The sequence below is a fragment of the Lentilactobacillus sp. Marseille-Q4993 genome (assembly GCF_951230165.1).
Lineage (GTDB): Bacteria > Bacillota > Bacilli > Lactobacillales > Lactobacillaceae > Lentilactobacillus.
Genome location: NZ_CATNVB010000008.1, coordinates 1 through 21,143 on the forward strand (window position 1 = coordinate 1; position 21,143 = coordinate 21,143).

General features: G+C 39.6%; 39 protein-coding genes. 38 read left to right on the forward strand and 1 reads right to left on the reverse strand.

Annotated features, from left to right (window positions below; translation table 11 throughout):
• Positions 1-368: 368 nt before the first annotated feature.
• From rpsJ to QOW94_RS04705, 36 genes are all read left to right on the forward strand, one after another.
• Positions 369-677, forward strand: a complete 309-nt coding sequence (gene rpsJ, locus QOW94_RS04530) for a 30S ribosomal protein S10 (protein WP_283679037.1) — start codon at positions 369-371, stop codon at positions 675-677.
• Positions 678-702: 25 nt separating this feature from the next.
• Positions 703-1,338 carry a 50S ribosomal protein L3 gene (gene rplC / locus QOW94_RS04535; protein ID WP_283679038.1) on the forward strand — a complete coding sequence of 212 codons (636 nt, stop codon included), beginning with the start codon at positions 703-705 and terminating at the stop codon, positions 1,336-1,338.
• An 18-nt stretch (positions 1,339-1,356) separates the two neighbouring features.
• Positions 1,357-1,980, forward strand: a complete 624-nt coding sequence (gene rplD, locus QOW94_RS04540; RefSeq protein ID WP_283679039.1) for a 50S ribosomal protein L4 — start codon at positions 1,357-1,359, stop codon at positions 1,978-1,980.
• Positions 1,980-2,267 (forward strand): 50S ribosomal protein L23, encoded by a 288-nt coding sequence (gene rplW / locus QOW94_RS04545; protein ID WP_283679040.1) that lies wholly within the window; start codon positions 1,980-1,982, stop codon positions 2,265-2,267. The genes rplD and rplW overlap by 1 nt, the downstream gene beginning before the upstream one ends.
• Positions 2,268-2,298: 31 nt before the next feature.
• The gene (rplB, locus tag QOW94_RS04550) at positions 2,299-3,138 is read left to right on the forward strand and encodes a 50S ribosomal protein L2 (protein WP_283679041.1); all 840 of its coding nucleotides are present in this window, start codon (positions 2,299-2,301) and stop codon (positions 3,136-3,138) included.
• A gap of 46 nt (positions 3,139-3,184) precedes the next feature.
• Positions 3,185-3,460, forward strand: coding sequence for a 30S ribosomal protein S19 (rpsS, locus tag QOW94_RS04555; protein ID WP_283679042.1), 276 nt, complete (start codon positions 3,185-3,187; stop codon positions 3,458-3,460).
• 19 nt (positions 3,461-3,479) lie between these two features.
• The gene (gene rplV, locus QOW94_RS04560; protein WP_283679043.1) at positions 3,480-3,836 is read left to right on the forward strand and encodes a 50S ribosomal protein L22; all 357 of its coding nucleotides are present in this window, start codon (positions 3,480-3,482) and stop codon (positions 3,834-3,836) included.
• A gap of 3 nt (positions 3,837-3,839) precedes the next feature.
• Positions 3,840-4,505: a 30S ribosomal protein S3 gene (gene rpsC, locus QOW94_RS04565; RefSeq protein ID WP_283679045.1), complete on the forward strand. Its 666-nt coding sequence runs from the start codon at positions 3,840-3,842 to the stop codon at positions 4,503-4,505.
• Between the two features lie 2 nt (positions 4,506-4,507).
• Positions 4,508-4,942 carry a 50S ribosomal protein L16 gene (gene rplP / locus QOW94_RS04570; RefSeq protein WP_283679046.1) on the forward strand — a complete coding sequence of 145 codons (435 nt, stop codon included), beginning with the start codon at positions 4,508-4,510 and terminating at the stop codon, positions 4,940-4,942.
• Complete coding sequence (rpmC, locus tag QOW94_RS04575) at positions 4,932-5,126, forward strand: 50S ribosomal protein L29 (RefSeq protein ID WP_283679049.1); 195 nt, start codon at positions 4,932-4,934, stop codon at positions 5,124-5,126. Before rplP ends, rpmC begins: the two co-directional genes overlap by 11 nt.
• Positions 5,127-5,151: 25 nt before the next feature.
• Positions 5,152-5,418, forward strand: coding sequence for a 30S ribosomal protein S17 (rpsQ, locus tag QOW94_RS04580; protein WP_283679050.1), 267 nt, complete (start codon positions 5,152-5,154; stop codon positions 5,416-5,418).
• A gap of 61 nt (positions 5,419-5,479) precedes the next feature.
• Positions 5,480-5,848: a 50S ribosomal protein L14 gene (rplN, locus tag QOW94_RS04585; RefSeq protein ID WP_283679051.1), complete on the forward strand. Its 369-nt coding sequence runs from the start codon at positions 5,480-5,482 to the stop codon at positions 5,846-5,848.
• A gap of 29 nt (positions 5,849-5,877) precedes the next feature.
• Complete coding sequence (gene rplX / locus QOW94_RS04590; protein WP_283679053.1) at positions 5,878-6,186, forward strand: 50S ribosomal protein L24; 309 nt, start codon at positions 5,878-5,880, stop codon at positions 6,184-6,186.
• A gap of 28 nt (positions 6,187-6,214) precedes the next feature.
• The gene (gene rplE / locus QOW94_RS04595) at positions 6,215-6,757 is read left to right on the forward strand and encodes a 50S ribosomal protein L5 (RefSeq protein ID WP_283679055.1); all 543 of its coding nucleotides are present in this window, start codon (positions 6,215-6,217) and stop codon (positions 6,755-6,757) included.
• A gap of 15 nt (positions 6,758-6,772) precedes the next feature.
• Complete coding sequence (locus tag QOW94_RS04600) at positions 6,773-6,958, forward strand: type Z 30S ribosomal protein S14 (RefSeq protein ID WP_283679056.1); 186 nt, start codon at positions 6,773-6,775, stop codon at positions 6,956-6,958.
• Positions 6,959-6,985: 27 nt separating this feature from the next.
• The gene (gene rpsH, locus QOW94_RS04605) at positions 6,986-7,384 is read left to right on the forward strand and encodes a 30S ribosomal protein S8 (protein ID WP_283679057.1); all 399 of its coding nucleotides are present in this window, start codon (positions 6,986-6,988) and stop codon (positions 7,382-7,384) included.
• A 28-nt stretch (positions 7,385-7,412) separates the two neighbouring features.
• Positions 7,413-7,952: a 50S ribosomal protein L6 gene (rplF, locus tag QOW94_RS04610; protein ID WP_283679058.1), complete on the forward strand. Its 540-nt coding sequence runs from the start codon at positions 7,413-7,415 to the stop codon at positions 7,950-7,952.
• Between the two features lie 33 nt (positions 7,953-7,985).
• Positions 7,986-8,342 (forward strand): 50S ribosomal protein L18, encoded by a 357-nt coding sequence (gene rplR, locus QOW94_RS04615; RefSeq protein ID WP_283679059.1) that lies wholly within the window; start codon positions 7,986-7,988, stop codon positions 8,340-8,342.
• Between the two features lie 21 nt (positions 8,343-8,363).
• Positions 8,364-8,867 (forward strand): 30S ribosomal protein S5, encoded by a 504-nt coding sequence (gene rpsE, locus QOW94_RS04620; RefSeq protein WP_283679060.1) that lies wholly within the window; start codon positions 8,364-8,366, stop codon positions 8,865-8,867.
• 13 nt (positions 8,868-8,880) lie between these two features.
• Entirely contained in the window at positions 8,881-9,066 is a 186-nt protein-coding gene (gene rpmD / locus QOW94_RS04625; protein WP_283679061.1) for a 50S ribosomal protein L30, read from the forward strand.
• A 26-nt stretch (positions 9,067-9,092) separates the two neighbouring features.
• Positions 9,093-9,527 carry a 50S ribosomal protein L15 gene (gene rplO / locus QOW94_RS04630; protein ID WP_283679062.1) on the forward strand — a complete coding sequence of 145 codons (435 nt, stop codon included), beginning with the start codon at positions 9,093-9,095 and terminating at the stop codon, positions 9,525-9,527.
• The gene (secY, locus tag QOW94_RS04635) at positions 9,527-10,843 is read left to right on the forward strand and encodes a preprotein translocase subunit SecY (RefSeq protein WP_283679063.1); all 1,317 of its coding nucleotides are present in this window, start codon (positions 9,527-9,529) and stop codon (positions 10,841-10,843) included. Before rplO ends, secY begins: the two co-directional genes overlap by 1 nt.
• Before the next feature lie 37 nt (positions 10,844-10,880).
• The gene (locus QOW94_RS04640; RefSeq protein WP_283679064.1) at positions 10,881-11,537 is read left to right on the forward strand and encodes an adenylate kinase; all 657 of its coding nucleotides are present in this window, start codon (positions 10,881-10,883) and stop codon (positions 11,535-11,537) included.
• A gap of 113 nt (positions 11,538-11,650) precedes the next feature.
• Entirely contained in the window at positions 11,651-11,869 is a 219-nt protein-coding gene (gene infA, locus QOW94_RS04645) for a translation initiation factor IF-1 (protein WP_008855782.1), read from the forward strand.
• A 34-nt stretch (positions 11,870-11,903) separates the two neighbouring features.
• The gene (gene rpmJ / locus QOW94_RS04650; RefSeq protein ID WP_227361241.1) at positions 11,904-12,023 is read left to right on the forward strand and encodes a 50S ribosomal protein L36; all 120 of its coding nucleotides are present in this window, start codon (positions 11,904-11,906) and stop codon (positions 12,021-12,023) included.
• Between the two features lie 20 nt (positions 12,024-12,043).
• Positions 12,044-12,409, forward strand: coding sequence for a 30S ribosomal protein S13 (gene rpsM / locus QOW94_RS04655; RefSeq protein ID WP_283679066.1), 366 nt, complete (start codon positions 12,044-12,046; stop codon positions 12,407-12,409).
• A 26-nt stretch (positions 12,410-12,435) separates the two neighbouring features.
• Positions 12,436-12,825: a 30S ribosomal protein S11 gene (rpsK, locus tag QOW94_RS04660; RefSeq protein ID WP_283679067.1), complete on the forward strand. Its 390-nt coding sequence runs from the start codon at positions 12,436-12,438 to the stop codon at positions 12,823-12,825.
• A 97-nt stretch (positions 12,826-12,922) separates the two neighbouring features.
• Positions 12,923-13,873 carry a DNA-directed RNA polymerase subunit alpha gene (locus QOW94_RS04665; RefSeq protein ID WP_283679068.1) on the forward strand — a complete coding sequence of 317 codons (951 nt, stop codon included), beginning with the start codon at positions 12,923-12,925 and terminating at the stop codon, positions 13,871-13,873.
• Positions 13,874-13,901: 28 nt separating this feature from the next.
• Positions 13,902-14,285 (forward strand): 50S ribosomal protein L17, encoded by a 384-nt coding sequence (gene rplQ, locus QOW94_RS04670; RefSeq protein ID WP_283679069.1) that lies wholly within the window; start codon positions 13,902-13,904, stop codon positions 14,283-14,285.
• 171 nt (positions 14,286-14,456) lie between these two features.
• Positions 14,457-15,290, forward strand: a complete 834-nt coding sequence (locus QOW94_RS04675; RefSeq protein ID WP_283679070.1) for an energy-coupling factor transporter ATPase — start codon at positions 14,457-14,459, stop codon at positions 15,288-15,290.
• Positions 15,260-16,120, forward strand: coding sequence for an energy-coupling factor transporter ATPase (locus tag QOW94_RS04680; RefSeq protein ID WP_283679071.1), 861 nt, complete (start codon positions 15,260-15,262; stop codon positions 16,118-16,120). The genes QOW94_RS04675 and QOW94_RS04680 overlap by 31 nt, the downstream gene beginning before the upstream one ends.
• Positions 16,113-16,907, forward strand: coding sequence for an energy-coupling factor transporter transmembrane component T family protein (locus QOW94_RS04685; protein ID WP_283679072.1), 795 nt, complete (start codon positions 16,113-16,115; stop codon positions 16,905-16,907). The genes QOW94_RS04680 and QOW94_RS04685 overlap by 8 nt, the downstream gene beginning before the upstream one ends.
• 12 nt (positions 16,908-16,919) lie before the next feature.
• Entirely contained in the window at positions 16,920-17,717 is a 798-nt protein-coding gene (truA, locus tag QOW94_RS04690) for a tRNA pseudouridine(38-40) synthase TruA (RefSeq protein WP_283679139.1), read from the forward strand.
• Between the two features lie 125 nt (positions 17,718-17,842).
• Positions 17,843-18,286 carry a 50S ribosomal protein L13 gene (gene rplM, locus QOW94_RS04695; RefSeq protein ID WP_283679073.1) on the forward strand — a complete coding sequence of 148 codons (444 nt, stop codon included), beginning with the start codon at positions 17,843-17,845 and terminating at the stop codon, positions 18,284-18,286.
• A gap of 13 nt (positions 18,287-18,299) precedes the next feature.
• Positions 18,300-18,692: a 30S ribosomal protein S9 gene (rpsI, locus tag QOW94_RS04700; RefSeq protein ID WP_283679074.1), complete on the forward strand. Its 393-nt coding sequence runs from the start codon at positions 18,300-18,302 to the stop codon at positions 18,690-18,692.
• Between the two features lie 139 nt (positions 18,693-18,831).
• Positions 18,832-19,434 (forward strand): ECF transporter S component, encoded by a 603-nt coding sequence (locus tag QOW94_RS04705; RefSeq protein ID WP_283679075.1) that lies wholly within the window; start codon positions 18,832-18,834, stop codon positions 19,432-19,434.
• A gap of 42 nt (positions 19,435-19,476) precedes the next feature.
• On the opposite strand, the gene QOW94_RS04710 is transcribed toward QOW94_RS04705, so the two are convergent.
• Positions 19,477-19,752, reverse strand: a complete 276-nt coding sequence (locus QOW94_RS04710; RefSeq protein WP_283679076.1) for a DUF2187 domain-containing protein — start codon at positions 19,750-19,752, stop codon at positions 19,477-19,479.
• Positions 19,753-19,895: 143 nt separating this feature from the next.
• On the opposite strand from QOW94_RS04710, the gene QOW94_RS04715 reads away from it, so the two are divergent.
• Both QOW94_RS04715 and QOW94_RS04720 read left to right on the forward strand, forming a co-directional pair.
• Complete coding sequence (locus tag QOW94_RS04715; RefSeq protein WP_283679077.1) at positions 19,896-20,528, forward strand: glycoside hydrolase family 73 protein; 633 nt, start codon at positions 19,896-19,898, stop codon at positions 20,526-20,528.
• Between the two features lie 14 nt (positions 20,529-20,542).
• A complete protein-coding gene (locus QOW94_RS04720) occupies positions 20,543-21,118 on the forward strand; it encodes a xanthine phosphoribosyltransferase (RefSeq protein WP_283679078.1) in 576 nt (191 codons plus the stop codon).
• Positions 21,119-21,143: the final 25 nt, after the last annotated feature.

Consider the following 21,143-nt stretch of genomic DNA (forward strand, 5'->3'; position numbering starts at 1 on the left):
CTTTGAACGCTTTTAGTAGGGTGGTTTAAAACGGAAGGTCTCCGTTTTTGTGTACCTTTAGAATATACAAAAAAATCTGCTATCAGTGATAGAAAAATCTATCACCAACAACAGATATTGTAGAACCTTTTTTGTTGGATAACAAAATTATTACAAATTCAAATTTATTGCCTGTTACCCTTGCACCGAGATGCTTTTTCTAGTAAACTATCCTAGTAATTGTTTTTAGGGGTAAGTATGCCCAAAAAATAATGCGCGAATAGCTTTGATGTGAAAGGTTGCGACACACCCGGATGCTTTGCCATGGGGGCGGCGGTAATTTTCACGGAGTTAGTCATATTTTTAAAATAGACGAAGGAGGGAACACAATGGCAAACCAAAAAATTCGTATTCGCTTGAAGGCGTATGAGCATCGTATTTTAGATCAATCAGCAGACAAGATCGTTGCAACTGCACAAAGAACTGGAGCTACTATCTCAGGTCCAATTCCTTTGCCAACAGAACGTACTATCTATACTGTTTTAAGTTCACCACATAAGTTTAAAGATGCGCGTGAACAATTTGAAATCTTGACTCACAAGCGTTTAATCGACATTACAAATCCAACACCAAAGACAGTTGACTCATTAATGAAGCTCGACTTGCCAAGCGGTGTAGATATCGAAATCAAACTATAATTACAAATAAATTGGAGGTGTACTCATGACCAAAAAAGGAATCTTAGGAAAAAAGGTTGGAATGACCCAAGTTTTTACTGATAACGGCGAATTAGTCCCTGTAACTGTAGTTGAAGTTACTCCTAACGTTGTTATGCAAGTTAAGACGGTTGAAAGCGAAGGTTACGAAGCTGTTCAATTGGGTTATGCTGATAAGCGTGCTGTGCTTTCAAACAAGCCAGCCGAAGGTCATGCAAAGAAAGCAAATACTAATCCTAAGCGCTTCATTAAAGAAATCAGAGATGTTGAGCTTGGAGATTACGAAGTATCAGGTGAAGTAAAAGCTGACGTCTTTGAACCAGGTGACATCGTAGATGTTACTGGTACAACTAAAGGTCATGGATACCAAGGTAATATCCACAAAGACGGTCAAAGTCGTGGACCAGAAACCCACGGTTCTCGTTATCACCGTCGTCCAGGTTCACTTGGTGTAATTATCAACCGGGTTGTTCCAGGTATGAAACTCCCAGGTCGTATGGGAAACAAGACTGTAACTATTCAAAACCTTGAAATCGTTCGTGCCGATACAGAAAATAACGTAATCTTGATCAAAGGTAACGTTCCTGGTGCAAACAAATCATTCGTTACAATCAAAACCGCAGCTCGCGGTTCAAAAAAATAGAAGGGAGGCAACCATTAGATGACTGATGTAGCATTATTTAAACAAGACGGAAACAAAAACGGTACGGTTTCATTGAACGATGAGATCTTTGCCATTGAACCTAACGAACATGTTGTGTTTGACGTAATTCTTATGCAACGTGCATCAATGCGTCAAGGTACTCATGCTGTTAAGAACCGTTCTGCTGTTCGCGGTGGTGGAAGAAAGCCATGGCGTCAAAAGGGAACTGGTAGAGCTCGTCAAGGCTCAATTCGTTCACCACAATGGCGTGGCGGAGGAATTGTCTTCGGACCAACTCCTCGTTCATACGCATACCATTTGCCACGTAAGGTATCACGTTTGGCATTGAAGTCAGTATTATCATCAAAAGTTTCAGAAGAAAACTTGTTGGTTGTTGACTCATTATCATTTGATCAACCAAAGACAAAAGACTTCGTGAACTTGCTTGATAAGTTAGACGCTTCAAAGAAGACATTGGTAGTTTTGGAAGACGGCAACGAAAACGCAAGTCGTTCTGCTCGTAACATCGAAAACGTTAAGGTATTACCTGCTAAAGGTATCAACGTGTTAGATGTTGCTAACAGTCAAAAAGTTGTCATCACGAAAGCTGCTCTTTCTCAAGTAGAGGAGGTGCTCGCATAATGGAATCACGCGATATAGTTTTACGCCCAGTTATTACTGAAGAATCAACTAGTAAGATGGACGACAAAAGATATACATTCGATGTTGATCTACGAGCAACTAAGACTCAAGTGAAAAAAGCCATTGAAGATATCTTCGATGTTAAAGTAACTAAGGTTAACATTATGAATGTTAAGGGTAAGGAAAAGCGCCAAGGACGTTATGTTGGTTTTACTAAGAAACGTCGTAAGGCTATCGTTACTCTAACAGAAGATTCAAAAGAAATTAAATTATTCGGTGAAGAATAATATTAAATTTGTGATGTAGGAGGGAAACATTGTGGCTATAAAGACATACAAGCCAACCAGTAATGGTAGACGTAACATGACTAGCCTTGACTACAGTGCAATTACTAAGTCAAAGCCAGAAAAGTCATTGCTTGAATCAAAGAGCAAGACAGCCGGCCGTAACAACTACGGTCATATGACTGTTCGTCACCGTGGTGGCGGTAACAAAAATCAATACCGTGTTATTGATTTCAAACGTATCAAAGATGATGTGCCAGCAATTGTTAAAGCTATCGAATACGATCCAAACAGAACTGCAAACATTGCACTTCTTGTTTATGCTGATGGTGTAAAAACTTACATTATCGCACCTAAGGGATTAAAGGTTGGCGATAAGGTTGAATCTGGTGTTAACGCTGATATTAAGACTGGTAACGCACTTCCATTAGAGAAGATTCCAGTTGGTTCAATCATCCACAACATCGAATTGAAGCCTGGTAAAGGTGGACAACTTGCACGTTCAGCTGGTGCCTCAGCACAATTGCTTGGCCGTGATGGTAAGTACGCTTTAGTTAGACTTGCATCTGGTGAAGTTAGAATGATTCTTTCAGTTAACCGTGCCACTATCGGTGCAGTTGGTAACGAAGAACATGAACTTGTTAATGTTGGTAAAGCTGGTAGAACTCGTTATAAAGGTCAACGTCCTCATGTTCGTGGATCTGTAATGAACCCTAACGATCACCCTCATGGTGGTGGTGAAGGTAAAGCTCCAGTTGGTCTTCCATCACCATTATCACCATGGGGTAAGAAGACAGTTGGTAAGAAGACTCGTTCTAAGAAGGCACGTTCAGATAAGTTTATCGTTCGTCGTCGTAAAGGGTCAAAAATGTAGTTAACTGATTAATTAAAATCACTACTCATAAAGAGGAGGTCAAATAATGAGTCGAAGCTTAAAAAAGGGACCATTTGCTGACGAGTATCTGCTTAAAAAAGTAGACGCACAAAAAGATCAGGAAAAGAAGTCTGTTATCAAGACTTGGTCACGTAGATCGACAATTTTCCCAAGTTTTATTGGATATACATTTGCAGTTTATGATGGACGTAAGCACGTCCCAGTATATGTCCAAGAAGACATGGTAGGTCACAAGCTTGGTGAATTCGTTCCAACTCGTACATTCCACGGACATGGTGGAGACGATAAGAAGACAAAGTAAACAAGGAGGATAACAACATATGGCTGAAGAAGTTACATCAGCAAAGGCAACAGCCAAAACTGTTCGTATCGCCGCTCGTAAGGTCCGCCTTGTAGTCGATCTTATCAGAGGCAAGAACGTTGCTGAAGCAGCTGCTATTTTGGACTTCACACCTCGTGGAGCTTCACCTGTAGTTGCCAAGGTTTTAAAATCTGCTGTTGCCAACGCAGAAAATAATTTTGATTTAGATAGTGAAAACTTATATGTTAGTGAAGTTTTCGTAAACGAAGGCCCAACACTTAAGAGATTCCGTCCTAGAGCTAAGGGTTCTGCATCACCAATCAACAAACGAACAAGTCACATCACAATCGTTGTGTCTGAAAAAGAGGAGGGATAACGCGTGGGACAAAAAATTAATCCTAATGGATTCCGTGTTGGTGTCATTCGTGACTGGGAAGCCAAGTGGTACGCAGACAAAGAATACGCTGCATACTTACGCGAAGACCTACAAATTCGGAAGTTCATCGAAAAGAATTTAGCTAGTGCCTCAGTTTCAACTGTTGAAATTGAACGTGCAGCAAATCGTGTTAACGTTTCTATCCACACTGCTAAGCCAGGTATGGTTATTGGTAAGGGTGGTTCTGAAGTTGAAAATCTTCGTAAGGAACTTAACAACTTAACTGGTAAGAGAGTTCACATCAACATCATCGAAATCAAGAAACCAGATTTGGATGCAAAATTAGTTGGTGAAAACATCGCTCGTCAACTTGAGGGTCGTGTTGCTTTCCGTCGTGCTATGAGACAATCTATGCAAAGAACTATGAGATCAGGTGCCAAGGGTATTAAGACTCAATCAGCTGGTCGTTTGAACGGTGCTGATATGGCTCGTATTGAAACATATTCTGATGGAACTGTTCCTTTGCATACTTTGAGAGCTGATATCGATTATGCTTGGGTAGAAGCACACACAACTTACGGTTCAATCGGAGTTAAAACTTGGATCTACCGTGGTGAGATTCTTCCTGAAAAAAAGAATGACGATAGCGCAGAAAAAGGAGGTAAATAAACATGTTAGTACCAAAACGTGTTAAGCACCGCCGTGAACATCGTGGTAAGCTCCGTGGAGCTGCTAAGGGTGGCAAGACGGTAACCTTCGGTGATTACGGTTTACAATCTCTTGATTCACATTGGATTTCAAACCGTCAAATCGAAGCTGCTCGTATTGCAATGACCCGTTTCATGAAGCGTGGTGGAAAAGTTTGGATCAAGATTTTCCCTCACAAATCATATACTGAAAAAGGTGTCGGAGTCCGAATGGGTAATGGTAAAGGTACACCAGCTGGATGGGTAGCACCCGTTAAGCGTGGTAAAGTATTGTTTGAAGTAGGCGGCGTTTCTGAAGAAGTTGCTACTGAAGCTTTACGCCTTGCATCAATGAAACTTCCCGTTAGAACTAAGATTTTAAAACGTGAGGAAGTAGGTGGCGAATCAAATGAAGGCTAAAGATATTAATGAATTAACCACTGATCAAATGCTTGAAAAAGAAAAAGATTACAAGGATGAATTGTTCAATCTTCGTTTCCAACTAGCCACTGGTCAATTGGAAAACACCGCTCGTCTTAAGCAAGTTCGTAAGAACATCGCGCGGATCAAGACTGCACTTCGTCAACAAGAACTTAACAAATAGAATACGATAAGGAGGTAACAAATTAATGGCTGAAGAACGTAACCAGCGTAAAGTTTATCAAGGACGTGTTGTTTCAGATAAAGCTGACAAGACAATCACTGTCGTTGTTGAAACTTACAAAAACCATCCTGTATATGGTAAGCGTGTTAGGTATTCTAAAAAATACACTGCTCATGATGAAAACAACGAAGCTAAAGTAAATGATATCGTTAAGATTATGGAAACTCGTCCAATGTCAAAGACAAAACGTTTCCGTTTACTCGAAGTTGTTGAAAAAGCGGTTATTATTTAATTTTACTTGATTATCATTTTTTATCGTATTCTGATCTAAAAAATGAAGGGAGGAAATACCTGTGATTCAACAAGAAAGTCGTTTAAAGGTTGCCGATAACTCAGGTGCAAGAGAAATACTTACAATTAAAGTTTTGGGTGGCTCAACTAGAAGATATGCCGGAATTGGTGATACAATCGTTGCTACTGTTAAACAAGCAACACCAGGTGGCGTTGTCAAAAAGGGTGACGTTGTAAAGGCCGTTGTTGTTAGAACTAAAGCAGTTACTCGCCGTAATGATGGTTCATACATCCGTTTCGATGAAAACGCAGCTGTTCTTATTCGTGATGATAAAAGCCCACAAGGCACTCGTATCTTTGGCCCGGTTGCTCGTGAATTGCGTGATAATAACTTCATGAAGATCGTTTCATTAGCCCCAGAAGTACTTTAATTCAACCAAAGATATAAGGAGGTGCCGTTATGTTCATTAAAACTGGTGACAAAGTTCGTGTTATTAGTGGTAAGGACAAAGGTAAAGAAGGAACTGTCAAGAAGACAATTGCTTCAAAAGATCGTGTTGTCGTAGAAGGCGTAAACATGATTAAGAAGCATGCTAAGGCTAGCTCAACTAACCCACAAGGTGGAATTGTTGATACTGAAGCCCCAATTCATGTTTCAAACGTAATGCTCATTGATCCATCAACCAACGAACCTACAAAGGTTTCTTTCAAAGTTGAAGATGGTAAAAAAGTACGTGTTGCTAAAAAGTCGCAAAAAGCGATTGATTAATATTTAGCGAAAGGAGGAAACCTTTTAAATGTCAAGTCGTTTACATGAAAAATTCGTTAGTGAAATTACTCCACACATGATTGATAAGTTTAGTTACTCATCAAGCATGCAAGCCCCAAAGATTGAAAAGATTGTTCTTAACATGGGTGTCGGTGATGCCGTAACCAACGCTAAGAACTTGGACGAAGCTGTTGCTGAATTAGCATTGATCTCTGGTCAAAAGCCATTGGTTACTAAAGCCAAGAAATCAATCGCCGGTTTCAGACTTCGTGAAGGTATGTCAATTGGTGCTAAAGTAACTCTTCGTGGTGACAGAATGTATGATTTCTTGGATAAATTGATCAACGTGTCACTTCCTCGAGTTCGTGACTTCCACGGTGTAAGTACTCGTGCCTTTGATGGCCGTGGTAACTACACACTTGGTGTTAGAGAACAATTGATTTTCCCTGAAATTGATTATGATAATGTTAACCGTGTTAGAGGTTTGGACATTGTTATTGTAACTACCGCAAATACCGATGAAGAATCACGTGAGTTGTTGACTCAATTCGGTATGCCATTTGCTAGATAATGAGGAGGTTTCACATTGGCTAAAAAATCATTGATTGTTAAAAGTGAACGGCCAGCAAAGTTCTCAACCCAGGCTTACACCCGGTGCGAACGTTGCGGACGACCTCGTTCAGTATACAAGAAATTCCATTTATGCCGTCTTTGTGTCCGTGAACTTGCCCACAAGGGTCAAATTCCTGGTATGAAGAAAGCTAGTTGGTAATAAAAACAAAAAGGAGGTTGTGCGTTAATGTCTATGACTGACCCAATTGCAGACTTTTTAACTCGTATTCGTAATGCGAACATGGTTTACCATGAAACAGTTGAAGTACCTGCATCAAAAATCAAAAGAGACATTGCTGAAATCTTGAAAAAAGAAGGTTTCGTACGCGATGTTGAATATATCGAAGATGACAAGCAAGGCGTTATCCGTGTTTTCTTGAAGTACGGTAAGGATAAGCAACGAGTAATTTCTGGTCTTAAGAGAATTTCTAAGCCAGGATTACGTTCTTATGTTAAAGCTGACGCTGTTCCTAAGGTCCTTAACGGTCTAGGAATTGCTATCATTTCTACATCAAACGGTGTGATTACCGATAAAGAAGCTCGCGCCCAAAAAGTCGGCGGCGAAGTTTTGGCTTACGTTTGGTAAAAATTCAATAAAATTGGAGGTGTGATCCGTGAGTCGTATTGGTTATAAAAAAGTTACCTTGCCTGCAGGCGTTGAGGTTAAGGTAGACGGAAATGTTGTAACTGTAAAGGGTTCTAAAGGTTCTTTAACTCGTGAACTTTCATCAGATATTAAGATGAATGTTAACGGTAGTGAAGTTGATTTTGAGCCAATCGGTGACTACAACAACCGTGTCCGTGCATTGCATGGTACTACAAGAGCTAACTTCAACAACATGGTTGAAGGAGTTACAGACGGTTTCAAAAAGACACTTAAGCTTGTCGGTGTTGGATATCGTGCTCAATTGAAGGGCAAGACTCTTACATTGAACGTTGGTTATTCAAACCCAGTTGAAATCGCTGTTCCTGAAGATTTAACTGTTGAAGTTCCTGATAACACTACTATTAACATTAGTGGTATCAGTAAACAAAGAGTTGGTGATCTTGCTGCTGATATTCGTGCAGTTCGTTCACCAGAACCATATAAGGGTAAAGGTATTCGTTACGAAAACGAACACATTATCCGTAAGGAAGGTAAGACTGGTAAGTAATATTGCCGGTTAATAAATATTGAGGTGACTATTGTGATTTCTAAACCAGATAAGAATAAAAGTCGGAAACGTCGTCATAACCGTGTCCGTTCAAAAATTTCTGGTACTGCCGAGCGCCCACGCTTGAATGTATATCGTTCTAATAAAAACATCTACGCTCAAATTATTGATGACGTAGAGGGTGTAACGCTTGTTAGTGCCTCAACACTTGATACTGCGGTCAGTGGTGGAAACAAGACTGAACAAGCAGCTAGTGTTGGTAAATTAGTAGCTGAACGTGCTAGTGAAAAGAACATCAAGAATGTTGTTTTTGATCGTGGTGGATACATTTATCATGGTCGTGTTGAAGCTCTTGCAGCCGCTGCCCGTGAAAACGGATTAGAATTTTAAAAGAAGGAGGAATAACCGCACATGAAGAAGTTTATTGATCCAGATAAATTAGAGCTTGAAGATACGGTAGTATCTATCAACCGGATCACTAAGGTTGTTAAAGGTGGTCGTCGTCTTCGTTTCGCAGCACTTGTTGTTGTTGGAGACAAGAACGGCCACGTTGGTTTTGGAACTGGTAAAGCCCAAGAAGTTCCAGAAGCAATCCGTAAGGCTGTTGAAGCAGCTCACAAAAACTTGATTGAGGTTCCGATTGTTGGTACTACAATTCCTCATGAAGTTGTTGGAACATTTGGTGGAGGCCGTATCTTACTTAAGCCTGCCGCTGAAGGTTCTGGAGTTGCCGCTGGTGGTGCCGTACGTAACGTTATGGAACTTGCTGGTGTTGACGATATTACAAGTAAGAGGTTGGGTTCAAACACTCCAGTCAATGTTGTTAGAGCTACTTTTGAAGGCTTAAAAGCATTGAAGAATGCTGATGAAGTTTCAGCTCTTCGTGGTGTTTCTACACAACATCTAGCTGAATAAGGAGGTAACTGTAATGGCTCAATTAAAGATCACTTTGAAACATAGTGCAGCACATCGCCTCCCAAAGCAACGCAAAATTGTGAAGGCTCTTGGATTAGGTCGAGTAAACAGTACAGTTGTTAAACCTGATAACGAATCTATTCGGGGAGCACTTTTCCAAATTGCTCACTTGATCGAAGTAGAACAAGTTAAAGACTAATAATATTGCAAGGAGGTGCCAATTTCATGAAATTGAATGAATTGAAAGCTGCTGAAGGTTCTCGTTCATTACGTACACGTAAAGGTCGTGGTCGTTCAGCCGGTAAGGGTAAGACTGCCGGTCGTGGACAAAAGGGACAAAAAGCTCGTAGTAAAACTCGTGTAGGTTTCGAAGGTGGCCAAATGCCATTGTACCGTCGTATGCCAAAGCGTGGTTTTAACAACATTAACCGCAAAGAATACGCTGTTGTCAATGTTGAACGTCTTGAAGCGTTTGATAATGGTACAGAAGTAACTCCTGAATTACTTGTTGAATCAGGAATTGTTAAAAACGTTAAATCAGGCGTAAAGATTCTTGGTAACGGTAAGTTATCAAAGAAGTTGACTGTCAAAGCAAACAAATTTTCGAAGACAGCTCAATCTGTAATTGAAAATGCAGGCGGTCAAATCGAGGTGATCTAATGCTTTCCACTTTAAGAAGTGCGTTTAAAGTCAAAGAGATCAGAAATAAGATTTTATTTACTCTTGGAGTTCTTATTGTTTTCCGTTTGGGTGCCTACATTACGGTTCCAGGAATCAATGCGAAAGCACTTCAGTCCGTCGCTTCATCTGGACTGGTAAGCATTTTGAATACCTTTAGTGGTGGTGGATTGACGAACTATTCCATCTTTGCGATGGGGGTTTCACCTTACATCACTGCTCAAATTATTATCCAATTGTTGCAAATGGACATCGTTCCAAAGTATGTTGAATGGAGCAAACAAGGAGAAGTTGGTAGACGTAAGTTAAACCAACACACTCGTTATTTAACGGTTTTTCTTGGATTTGCCCAATCAATCGGTATCACTGCAGGTTTTAATCAGTTGAGTAGTTTGAATCTTGTTCAACATCCTAACTTAAAAACCTTTGCTATGATTGGTATTATTCTGACTGGTGGTACTATGTTGACCACTTGGATGGGTGATATGATCACTGAAAAGGGGATTGGTAATGGTATCTCAATGATTATCTTTGCGGGTATTATTGCTCGCCTCCCTGTTGGTGTTCAACACTTGTATCAAACATACTTTGTCGGTGTGAATGGTAAGAATATGTGGCAACCAATTTTGTTTGCTCTTGCTGTTCTTATCATCGTACTGATGATCGTCACTTTTGTAACATGGGTTCAACAAGCGGAACGTCGAGTTCCAATTCAATATACGAGGCGAGTATCTGGAGCATCAGATAGCAGTTACCTTCCATTGAAAGTTAACGTTGCCGGTGTTATTCCAGTTATTTTCGCAAGTTCGTTTATTGCAACCCCACAAACAATTTTAATGGCATTCACAAACAACTATTCACAAGACACATGGTATCAAGTGCTTTCTGATATTTTTAATATGCAGACTCCTACTGGTGCCACGTTGTACACTGTGTTAATTGTTATGTTCACTTTCTTCTATGCATTTGTTCAGGTTAACCCTGAAAAATTATCAGAGAATTTGCAAAAGCAAGGAAGTTACATTCCAGGCGTTTGGCCAGGACATGAAACTCAAACATATGTGTCTAATTTATTGATGCGTTTGAGTACTGTTGGTTCAATCTTCCTTGGTGTGGTTGCCCTAATTCCATTAATTGCCCAAAACGTATGGAATCTTGATGAGTCTATCGGTTTAGGTGGTACAAGTTTACTTATCGTTGTTGGTGTTGCTATTGAAACCATCCGTCAGATCCGTGGATTAATGATGAAGCGGCAATACGTTGGTTTCATTAAAGGAACTCACCCAACTACTGACTAGAAGACGCAGTACCTAAATAATTTTTGGAGGAATTTTAATGTCATTAAATTTGATTTTAATGGGACTACCTGGTGCAGGTAAAGGAACTCAAGCACAATACATTGTAGAAAAATTCAATATCCCTCACATTTCAACGGGAGATATGTTCAGAGAAGCCATCTCTAATGAAACACCAATGGGACTTAAGGCAAAAGAGTTTACCGACAAAGGGAACTTGGTGCCTGACGAAGTTACCAACGGGATTGTTAAGGATAGGCTAGGTAAGGACGACACTGATAGTGGTTATCTCTTGGATGGATATCCAAGAACTCTCGACCAAGCTAACGCACTTGGGGAGATGAGTGATGAGCTTGATAAACCGCTTGATGCTGTTATTTATATCGATGTTGATCCTAATATTTTGACTGATCGTCTGACAGGACGCTTCATTTGCAAAAAGTGTGGAGCAACTTATCACAAGCTTTATCACATGCCAAAAGTTGAAGGCACTTGTGATGTTTGTGGCGGTCATGAATTTTTCCAGCGTGAGGACGATAAGCCTGAAGCTGTAAAGAATAGACTAGACGTCAATATCAAAATGAATACTCCATTGATTTCTTACTATAAAGAAAGAAACTTGCTGTACAACGTTGATGGAAATAAGAACATTGATGATGTTTGGCAAGAGGTTGATAAGGTTTTATCAAACCTATAGTTTCTTAGGTAAGAATAATTAGATTGAATTTTATACTCTCTTGTGGTACACTTTCGGGTGGCTATCAATTGTAAGAGTTAATCAACCTAACTACACAGTTGGAGGTGTTTTTATTGGCTAAAGATAATGTCATAGAAGTAGAAGGAAAAGTTGTTGAAACTTTGCCAAATGCCATGTTCCGAGTTGAATTGGAAAATGGTCATGAAATTTTGGCTCATGTTTCGGGGAAAATTCGGATGCATTACATTCGGATCCTACCTGGGGACAAAGTAACTGTTGAAATGTCGCCATACGACTTAAGTAAGGGAAGAATTACTTATCGGTTTAAATAATTCTTTATCTTCATCTTTTTGAGGAGGATTAAAAATGAAAGTAAGACCATCAGTAAAACCAATGTGCGAACATTGTCGTGTTATCAAGCGAAAAGGTCGAGTTATGATTATTTGCTCTGCTAACCCTAAGCACAAACAACGTCAAGGTAAATAATAAATAGGAGGTGCTGTTAAATGGCTCGTATTGCCGGAATCGATTTACCTCGTGATAAGCGAATCGTTATCGGTCTCACATACATCTTTGGGATCGGTGATACAACTGCACAAGAGATTTTGAAAAAGTCAGGAGTTTCAGAGGACGTTCGTGTCCGTGATTTAACGCCTGATCAAGAGGACAAAATTCGTTCAGTTGTTGACGACTACAAAATCGAAGGTGACTTACGTCGTGAAGTAAGTATGAACATCAAACGCCTTCAAGAAATTGGCTCATACCGTGGTATGCGTCACCGTCGTGGTTTGCCTGTTCGTGGCCAACACACAAAGAACAATGCCCGTACTCGTAAGGGTAAGAAGACTGCTATTGCAGGTAAGAAAAAATAATTAGTTAAAGGAGGTCGTCTACTTTTATGGTAAACAAAAAGACAAGTCGGAAGCGTCGTGTCAAAAAGAATATTGAATCTGGTGTGGCTCATATCCACTCAACTTTCAATAATACTTTGGTCATGATTACCGACGTTCAAGGAAATGCTATTTCATGGTCATCAGCCGGTGCATTAGGTTTTCGTGGTAGTAGAAAGTCAACACCATTTGCTGCCCAAATGGCTGCTGAAGCTGCTGCTAAAGCATCAATGGAACATGGTATGAAGTCTGTTGAAGTTGCTGTTAAGGGACCAGGTTCTGGTCGTGAAGCTGCTATTCGTGCACTTCAAGCAACTGGGTTAGAAGTTACAGCAATTAGAGATGTTACTCCTGTCCCTCACAATGGATCTCGTCCTCCAAAGCGTCGTCGAGTTTAGTGAATGGAATGCCCAATTAGCAAACTAGAATATGTACCCGCATATTTATTTTCAAGATTTACAGACTCACACGTTTTGAAAGGGGTTAATGATAAGAATGATTGAATTTGAAAAGCCTAACATTCATAAGATTGAAGAAACAGATAACTACGGTGAAGTTGTAGTTGAACCATTGGAAAGAGGATATGGAACTACTCTTGGTAATTCACTAAGAAGAACTCTTCTATCTTCGCTTCCTGGTGCTGCAGTTACAAGTATCCAAATCGATGATGTGCTTCACGAATTCTCGACCATCAAAGGGGTTGTAGAAGATGTGACTCAAATCATTTTGAATGTTAAGAAAATCTCTTTGAAGTTGGAAGGACCTGACGACGAAGAGGAAAACTTAGAAATTGATGTTATCGGACCGGCTGAGGTTACCGCAGGTGATATTGTTGGTGATAGTGACGTAACTGTGTTAAATCCTGATTTGCACATTGCTACAGTCGCTGAAGGCACTGATTTTCATATGCGCTTAACCGCAAACAAAGGTCGTGGTTATGTTTCTGCTGTTGAGAACAAGAAACGTAGTAGTGACATGCCAATCGGTGTACTTCCCGTCGATTCTATTTATACCCCAATCGAACGTGTCAACTATCAAGTTGAAAGTACCCGGGTAGGCCAAAGAGATGACTTTGATAAGTTGACTCTTGATGTCTGGACAGATGGATCAATTACCCCTAGTGAAGCTGTTAGTTTAGCAGCAAAAATTCTAACTGAGCACCTTGAGATGTTCATTGACTTAACTGCTGAAGTTAAGAACACTGAAATCATGGTGGAAAAGGAAGAATCCCACAAGGAAAAGATGCTTGAAATGACAATCGAAGAGCTTGACCTTTCGGTTAGATCATACAATTGTCTCAAGCGGGCTGGTATTAACACTGTTCAGGAATTAACTGAGAAGAGTGAACCAGATATGATGAAGGTTAGAAATCTTGGCCGGAAGTCATTGGAAGAAGTCAAAGAGAAACTTGCAGCTCTTGGACTATCACTTCGTAAAGAAGACTAATTTTAGTTAAAAAGGAGGACAAACAACTATGCGTAATCGTAAATTACAACGTACAAGTGAACACCGTCGTTCATTGCTTCGTAACCTTACTACTGACTTGATTGTTCACGGTCAAATCATCACTACTGAAGCTAAGGCTAAGGAAGTTCGGTCAACTACTGACAAGATGATTTCACTTGGCAAACGTGGTGACTTACACGCTCGTCGTCAAGCTGCTGCTTACATCCGTGACGTTGTTGCAGATGTTAAGGAAGACGGAGACGATATCGAAGTAACAACCGCATTGCAAAAGTTATTCGGCGATTTAGCAACTAAGTATGCTGATCGTAATGGTGGATACACACGCATCTATAAGACTATGCCACGTCGTGGTGACGGTGCAGAAATGGTTATCCTTCAACTTGTTGACTAATTTATTTTAGCCACGAACATAATTTCACGAGAATCACTCAGGTTTTTGGTATAGAACGTCATGATGGTGGATTTTTCCTAGTCTAGTTTGAATGTGGATTTTCCACGCGCCAATTACTTGTTAGTGATTTTTTTGTACATATATTTAAAATGAAGTCAGCGAGGTTGTATGATGGATAACATTATTCGGGTGGATAATCTCACATTTGAATATCCAGAGCAAGAGCAGTTGTTCAAAAAGCTTTCGTTATCAATTGAGCGAGGCTCCTGGACAGCTATTATTGGTCAAAACGGTAGCGGAAAGAGTACATTAGCAAGACTGATTGATGGATTATTAGAGGCTGAAAGTGGGACTATTACTGTTGACGGTAAGGTCGTCAATGAGGATAATCTTGATTTTGTGAGAGAAAGTATTGGAATGGTTTTTCAAAATCCTGAAGATCAGTTTGTTGGAGCAACGGTAGAAGATGATGTCGCCTTTGGCTTGGAAAACAGACAAGTAAGTCGGCCTTCAATGATTGAAACAGTTCAGAAAAGATTAAAGGACGTTGGAATGTGGGACTACCGTGAATCAGTTCCAGCTAATCTCTCGGGTGGTCAAAAACAAAGAGTAGCTATTGCAGGGATTCTTGCCGTTAACCCTAAAATATTAATTCTTGATGAAGCTACAAGCATGCTTGATCCAAAAGGTAGGCAAGATGTTTTAAAGTTAGTTGCTGAACTAAAGGAGAAGAATAATTTAACTGTTATTTCAATTACCCATGATATTGATGAAGCAGCATTAGCTAGCCGAGTCTTAGTTTTGAACCGTGGCAAACTGCTTGTGGATGATATTCCCTCGAATGTTTTTAACGACGAAGAGAAGTTAGTTGAGCTAGGACTAGACGCCCCCTTCACGACTAGGTTAGCTAACCGGTTGTCAGAAAGAAATGTTAGTATGCCAGACAAGTATTCGAATAAAGAGGAGCTAGTTCAATGGATAATGCAGTTGAATTCAAAGAGGTAAGCCATGTTTATCAGGCCGATTCTCCAATGGCTGCCGATGCCTTATCAAACGTGAGTCTTAGCATTAAAGCAGGTTCTTTTACGGCGGTCATTGGCCACACTGGTAGTGGTAAGTCGACGTTAGTCCAACATATTAATGCCTTACTCAAACCGACCGCTGGCGAAGTTAAGGTCTTAGGAAAGGCTATTACGCCTGATACAAGCAATAAAAATCTGAAGTCATTTAGAAAGCATATTGGAATGGTGTTTCAATTTCCTGAAAAGCAGTTATTCGAAGAAACCGTTTTGAAAGACGTGATGTTTGGACCGAAAAACTATGGTGAATCAGAGCAAAATGCTGAGTTATTAGCAAAAGAAGCATTGAATATGGTTAACTTACCGGCTGCAAATTTCAATAAATCACCCTTTGATTTATCTGGTGGTCAGATGAGAAGAGTAGCGATTGCTGGAGTGCTTGCTATGAAACCGGAAATTTTAATCATGGACGAACCAACAGCCGGACTAGACCCACGTGGCCATCACGAAATAATGAATCTTGCAAAACGGCTTAATGCTGAAGGGGTAACAATTATTCTTGTAACTCACCAGATGAATGATGTAACCAATTATGCAGATGATGTGTTGGTGATGGAACAGGGTAAACTGATAAAACATGATGGTCCACGAAAGGTATTCTCTGATCCAACATGGGTTGTTGACCATCAACTTAATCTACCGGACAGTGCTAGTTTTGCCCTTGAACTGGCTAGCCAAGGATTCAACTTTAACGAATTACCGATGACAATCGATGAATTGGCGGATAGTATAGCGGGAGGATCCATGAATGAATAACTTTATTTTTGGAAGATACATTCCAGGTGAATCATTAATTCATAAAATGAGTCCTCAAGCAAAGTTACTTTTGTGTTTTGCGTTTGTGATTATTATTTTCTTTGCCAATAACTGGTTGACCTATGGGGTTCTTGCTCTTTCAATGATAATGATTGTTCTGCTGACTGGAATTTCCATCTTATTTTTCATCAAGGGAATTCGACCATTAATTTGGTTAATTATTTTTACAGTAGTCATTCAGATTTTGTTTACTGAAAGCAGCAATCCCTGGTGGCAATGGGGACCATTGTCAATCTCTGCTCATAGTTTAATCACAGGTGGATATATTTTTATGAGATTTTTGCTGATTATCATGATTTCTACGGTATTAACTTTAACAACAACCCCATTAGGAATAGCTGATGGAGTGCAGACGTTATTGAAACCGTTAAAGAAGCTTAGATTTCCAGTAGATACTTTAGCGCTCATGTTATCGATTGCTCTGAGATTTGTCCCGACTTTGATGGATGAGATGGAGTCGATTATGAATGCTCAGAGATCGCGAGGAGTAGATTTTGGCTCTGGTAGTATTAAACAGAGAATTCAATCCGCAATTCCACTATTAGTACCACTATTTAGTGGGGCAATAACTCACGCAGAAAATCTGTCTACGGCAATGGATGCCAGAGGATTTGTCGATAGTGAGCACAGAACCAAATATCGTGTTTATGGTTGGAAAAAAATTGATGCACTTGCTGTGCTAGCTTTTGTTGCTATATTTGCTATCGTTTTACTGATCAGAAATTAATGAGGTGTAAATATTACTCGCTATAAATTAACATTTGCATATGACGGCACTTTGTTTAATGGGTTTCAAAGGCAACCTGGTAAACGGACGGTTGAAGGGGTTTTAACTGATAAGGTCAATTTGATGGCTAAGAACCCTGAAGAAAAAATTATTGTATATGGATCAGGCCGAACTGATTCGGGTGTTCATGCTTTAGCTCAGGTTGCTCATTTTGATTTTCCCTTTGAGTTACCCACTAATGCAGTGTATAAAGGATTGAATAGTATGTTGCCTCTTGATATGGAAATCTTAAAGGCTGAGAAAGTTGCCGATGATTTTCATGCAAGGTACGATGTCTCTGGGAAAAAATATCTGTATCGGCTTAGTTTGGGTGAGTTTGCAGATCCGTTTAAACGTAACTATACAGGTCATTGGAAGTACCCCATTGATATTGATAAAGTAAATCGAGCGCTTGCTGATTTGATTGGTGAACATGATTTTTCAAGCTTTGTTGCTTCCGGTTCTACAGCTCGGTCGAATGTTAGAACGATTTATAATGCTCAGGCAAAATACATTCCTGAAGAGCGGGAAGTCCAAATTGAATTTTATGGTAATGGCTTTTTATATAATATGGTTCGGATAATGGTAGGAGTAGTGGTCGAAATTGGTTCATCGTTTCGACCTGAAAACGATATTCCAAGACTGTTTGAGGTAGGGGATAGGGACCAGGCCAGACGAACAATGCCAGCATCTGGATTATATCTAAAGCATGTCTATTATATTGGTGAAGACAGCGAACACCCAACAAAGTTACCAAAATATCAGCGATAATGCTTAAAATTTATTGACTTTAGTCGGTATTATTTGTATTATTGTAACTGGTATTGTTTGCCCCACGATAAGCCCCGGAATCTTATTTGGTGTCGAACAAACACAGAAACATGGAGGAAATTAACGTGCGTACAACTTATATGGCAAAACCTGGTGAAGTAGATCGTAAATGGTACGTTATTGACGCAACTGATGTTCCTTTGGGACGTCTCTCAACTGTAGTTGCATCTATTTTACGAGGAAAAAATAAGCCAACTTTCACCCCCAACGTAGATACTGGGGATAACGTAATTGTAATTAATGCAAGTCAAGTAGCCTTAACTGGTAAGAAAGCTAGCGGTAAGATCTATTACCGTCACTCAAAATTCATCGGTGGTTTGAAGCAAAGAACAGCCGGCGATTTTCGTGAAAAAGATCCTGAGAAGTTGATTGAAACTTCAGTTAAGGGAATGCTTCCTCACAGTTCATTAGGTCACAAGATTGGTTTGAAGTTGCATGTCTATGCAGGTGCAGAACACAATCATGATGCTCAGAAACCAGAAGTTTTGGATATCACTAACCTAATTTAAGGAGGAAATAGCATTGGCTCAAGTACAATATCGCGGCACAGGCCGTCGTAAAGATTCAGTTGCTCGTGTACGTTTGGTACCAGGAACTGGTAAAATCGTAATGAATGATCGTCCTATTGAAGATTACATCCAAGCAGCTGATTTACGTGAAGTTGTTGTTCAACCATTCAACGTTACAGAAACTTTAGGTAACTATGATGTTTTGGTAAACGTTAATGGTGGTGGATATTCTGGACAAGCCGGAGCAACCCGTCATGGAATTGCCCGTGCATTGCTCGAAGTAGACCCAGATTTCCGTGGACCTTTGAAGCGCGCAGGTCTTTTGACTCGTGACGCTCGTATGAAGGAACGTAAGAAGCCAGGTCTTAAGAAAGCCCGTAAGGCATCACAATTCTCAAAGCGTTAATATTTATATATTTTCGTCAAAAACACTTTCCTTGGAAGGTGTTTTTTTAATTTTATTAAACTTTCTGCTTAGATTAGACAAACTACTTATTTCTGAGTGATAGATAGTATATAATTATTCCAATTACGGAGGATTTGTAATGAAACGAAAGAGAACAAACACTTTTCGATTCAGCATGTTAGCAATGTTCATTGCAATCATATTTTTACAAACATCAATCCCAATGATTGGTTACATTCCAATTGGTCCACTTGAAATAACAATTATTCAAGTCACTGTTGTTGTTGCAACCATGCTGATGGGCATAAAAGACGGTGCTATCATTGGTGGAGTTTGGGGACTGATTACCTTTATTAGAGCTTTTGCTTGGCCAACTAGTCCAATGGCTGCTTTGGTATTTGTTAATCCAGTGGTTTCAATTCTACCTAGGATTTTAATTGCGGTTGTTGCTGGGTATACTTTTAAAGCAATGATTAATATGATCAAAAATGAGACAACCCGATTGGCGATTGCCGCAATTCTTGGAAGCCTTACTAACACTGTGTTAGTTTTAGGATTAATCTATATTTTTTATCGGTCAAACGCTCCTCAACTGTACCAAGTTAACGTCAAGGAATTGCTTCCTTATTTACTTGGAGTTGTGGGTACTAATGGGATTCCAGAGGCAATTTTTAGTGGGGTGGTAACTCCGCTAATTGTTATTCCTTTGCAAAAAGCATTTAAGGCTAAATTGGCAAAATAAAAAAGCCATCCCAGTAATATGGAATGGCTTAAATATTAATCTTTATTTTTTGCTATCTTTTTCATCATCATCTTCGTCATCGTCAGTTTCAACTTTTGGCGCTGCCTTGATCATTTTGAGGTGCTGGTTATTGATAACTACCTTATTGTGGTACTTATCGATAATCTCAGGATCATCTGACTCAAAGGTGATTAAAAATGAGTTGGTGTATCCTTTGTCGATAAATCCGTGAAAAGTTTTCTTTTCAATTTTGAAAGCAACTTCATCACCAACGTTGAATTTAGCTTGAGCTTCTGAAATTTCAGTATTTTTTGCCAAGTTTTTACATCTCCAGACTGTAAGTATCAAATGATAAAATAACGGAAAATAACCAATTTGTCAAACATATTGATAGAAAACAAATTGTTTTTCCCAATAATTCCATGTAGAATTAATTTATTATAAGAAGGATTGAAATCTATTTGACAGCACGTAAGAAAAGAAAAAACAGTCGTAAGAGGCGCTCAAACACGCTTATTATGCTTATCTTTATTGGTTTTGGTCTATTCATCCTCCTTGGGTTTAAAGCGCTGTATCAGGCTGAAAACACGCCCTCACAGGTTGCTGATCCTGTCGACCAAGCAGCTCTCCAACAAAAGAAGTTTATTCGTAAAATTGCTCCAACGGCTCAGAGACTTCAGGGCCAGTACAATGTCCTACCAAGTATTACGATTGCTCAGGCAATTCTTGAATCGCAGTGGGGCGAGAGTAAGTTGGCAAGTGAATACAACAACTTGTTTGGAGTTAAGGCCCAGAATGGCAAGCATGATTCTGTTTACATGAATACTCAAGAATTTGTGGACGGTAAGTATATTACCGTTAAAGCAAGGTTTCAGGTTTATGGCTCGTACGCTGAGTCATTAAGTGATCACGCAAAACTTTTAGCTCAAGGAACTAAGTGGAATTCACAACAGTATATCGATGTTTTACAGGCTGATAATTATCTTGAAGCTGCTAAGGCGCTCCAAAAGGATGGATATGCAACAGATCCAGCTTACACTGAAAAGCTCATTTCAATCATCAAAAAATATAAACTGTATCAGTACGACGACTAGAAAGGGATTTATTAATGAAATTATTAGAGGACAAAATCAGAAAAGATGGAACTGTACTTCCTGGAAACGTTTTGAAAGTTGATAACTTTTTGAATCATCAGGTTGATACCCAGCTTATGGATGAAGTGGGAAAAGAATTTGCCCGTTTGTTCAAAGAAGATGGGGTTACCAAAGTTGTGACGGTTGAATCGTCAGGAATTGCACCGGCCATGACCGCCGCAATTCACCTGGGAGTTCCAATGATTTTTGCCCGTAAACATAAGAGTCTTACTTTGACTGACAATTTGTACACTGCTAATGTATATTCATATACAAAACAAGTCAGCAACAATATCAGTGTCGACAAGCGATTCTTGAGTTCTGACGATAAAATTTTAATTATTGATGACTTTTTAGCAAACGGTCAGGCTGTTGATGGTTTACTAGAAATAGCTAAGGCCGCTAACGTTGAGGTGGCTGGTATAGGTATCGTAATAGAAAAGAGCTTCCAAAAGGGACGCGAAACTATCGAACAGACTGGAATTAAGTTAGAATCTTTAGCTAGAATTGCATCACTTGATGATCAAAAAGTAACTTTTGTCGGCGAATAAGTTTACAATTAATTGTAGATTATTA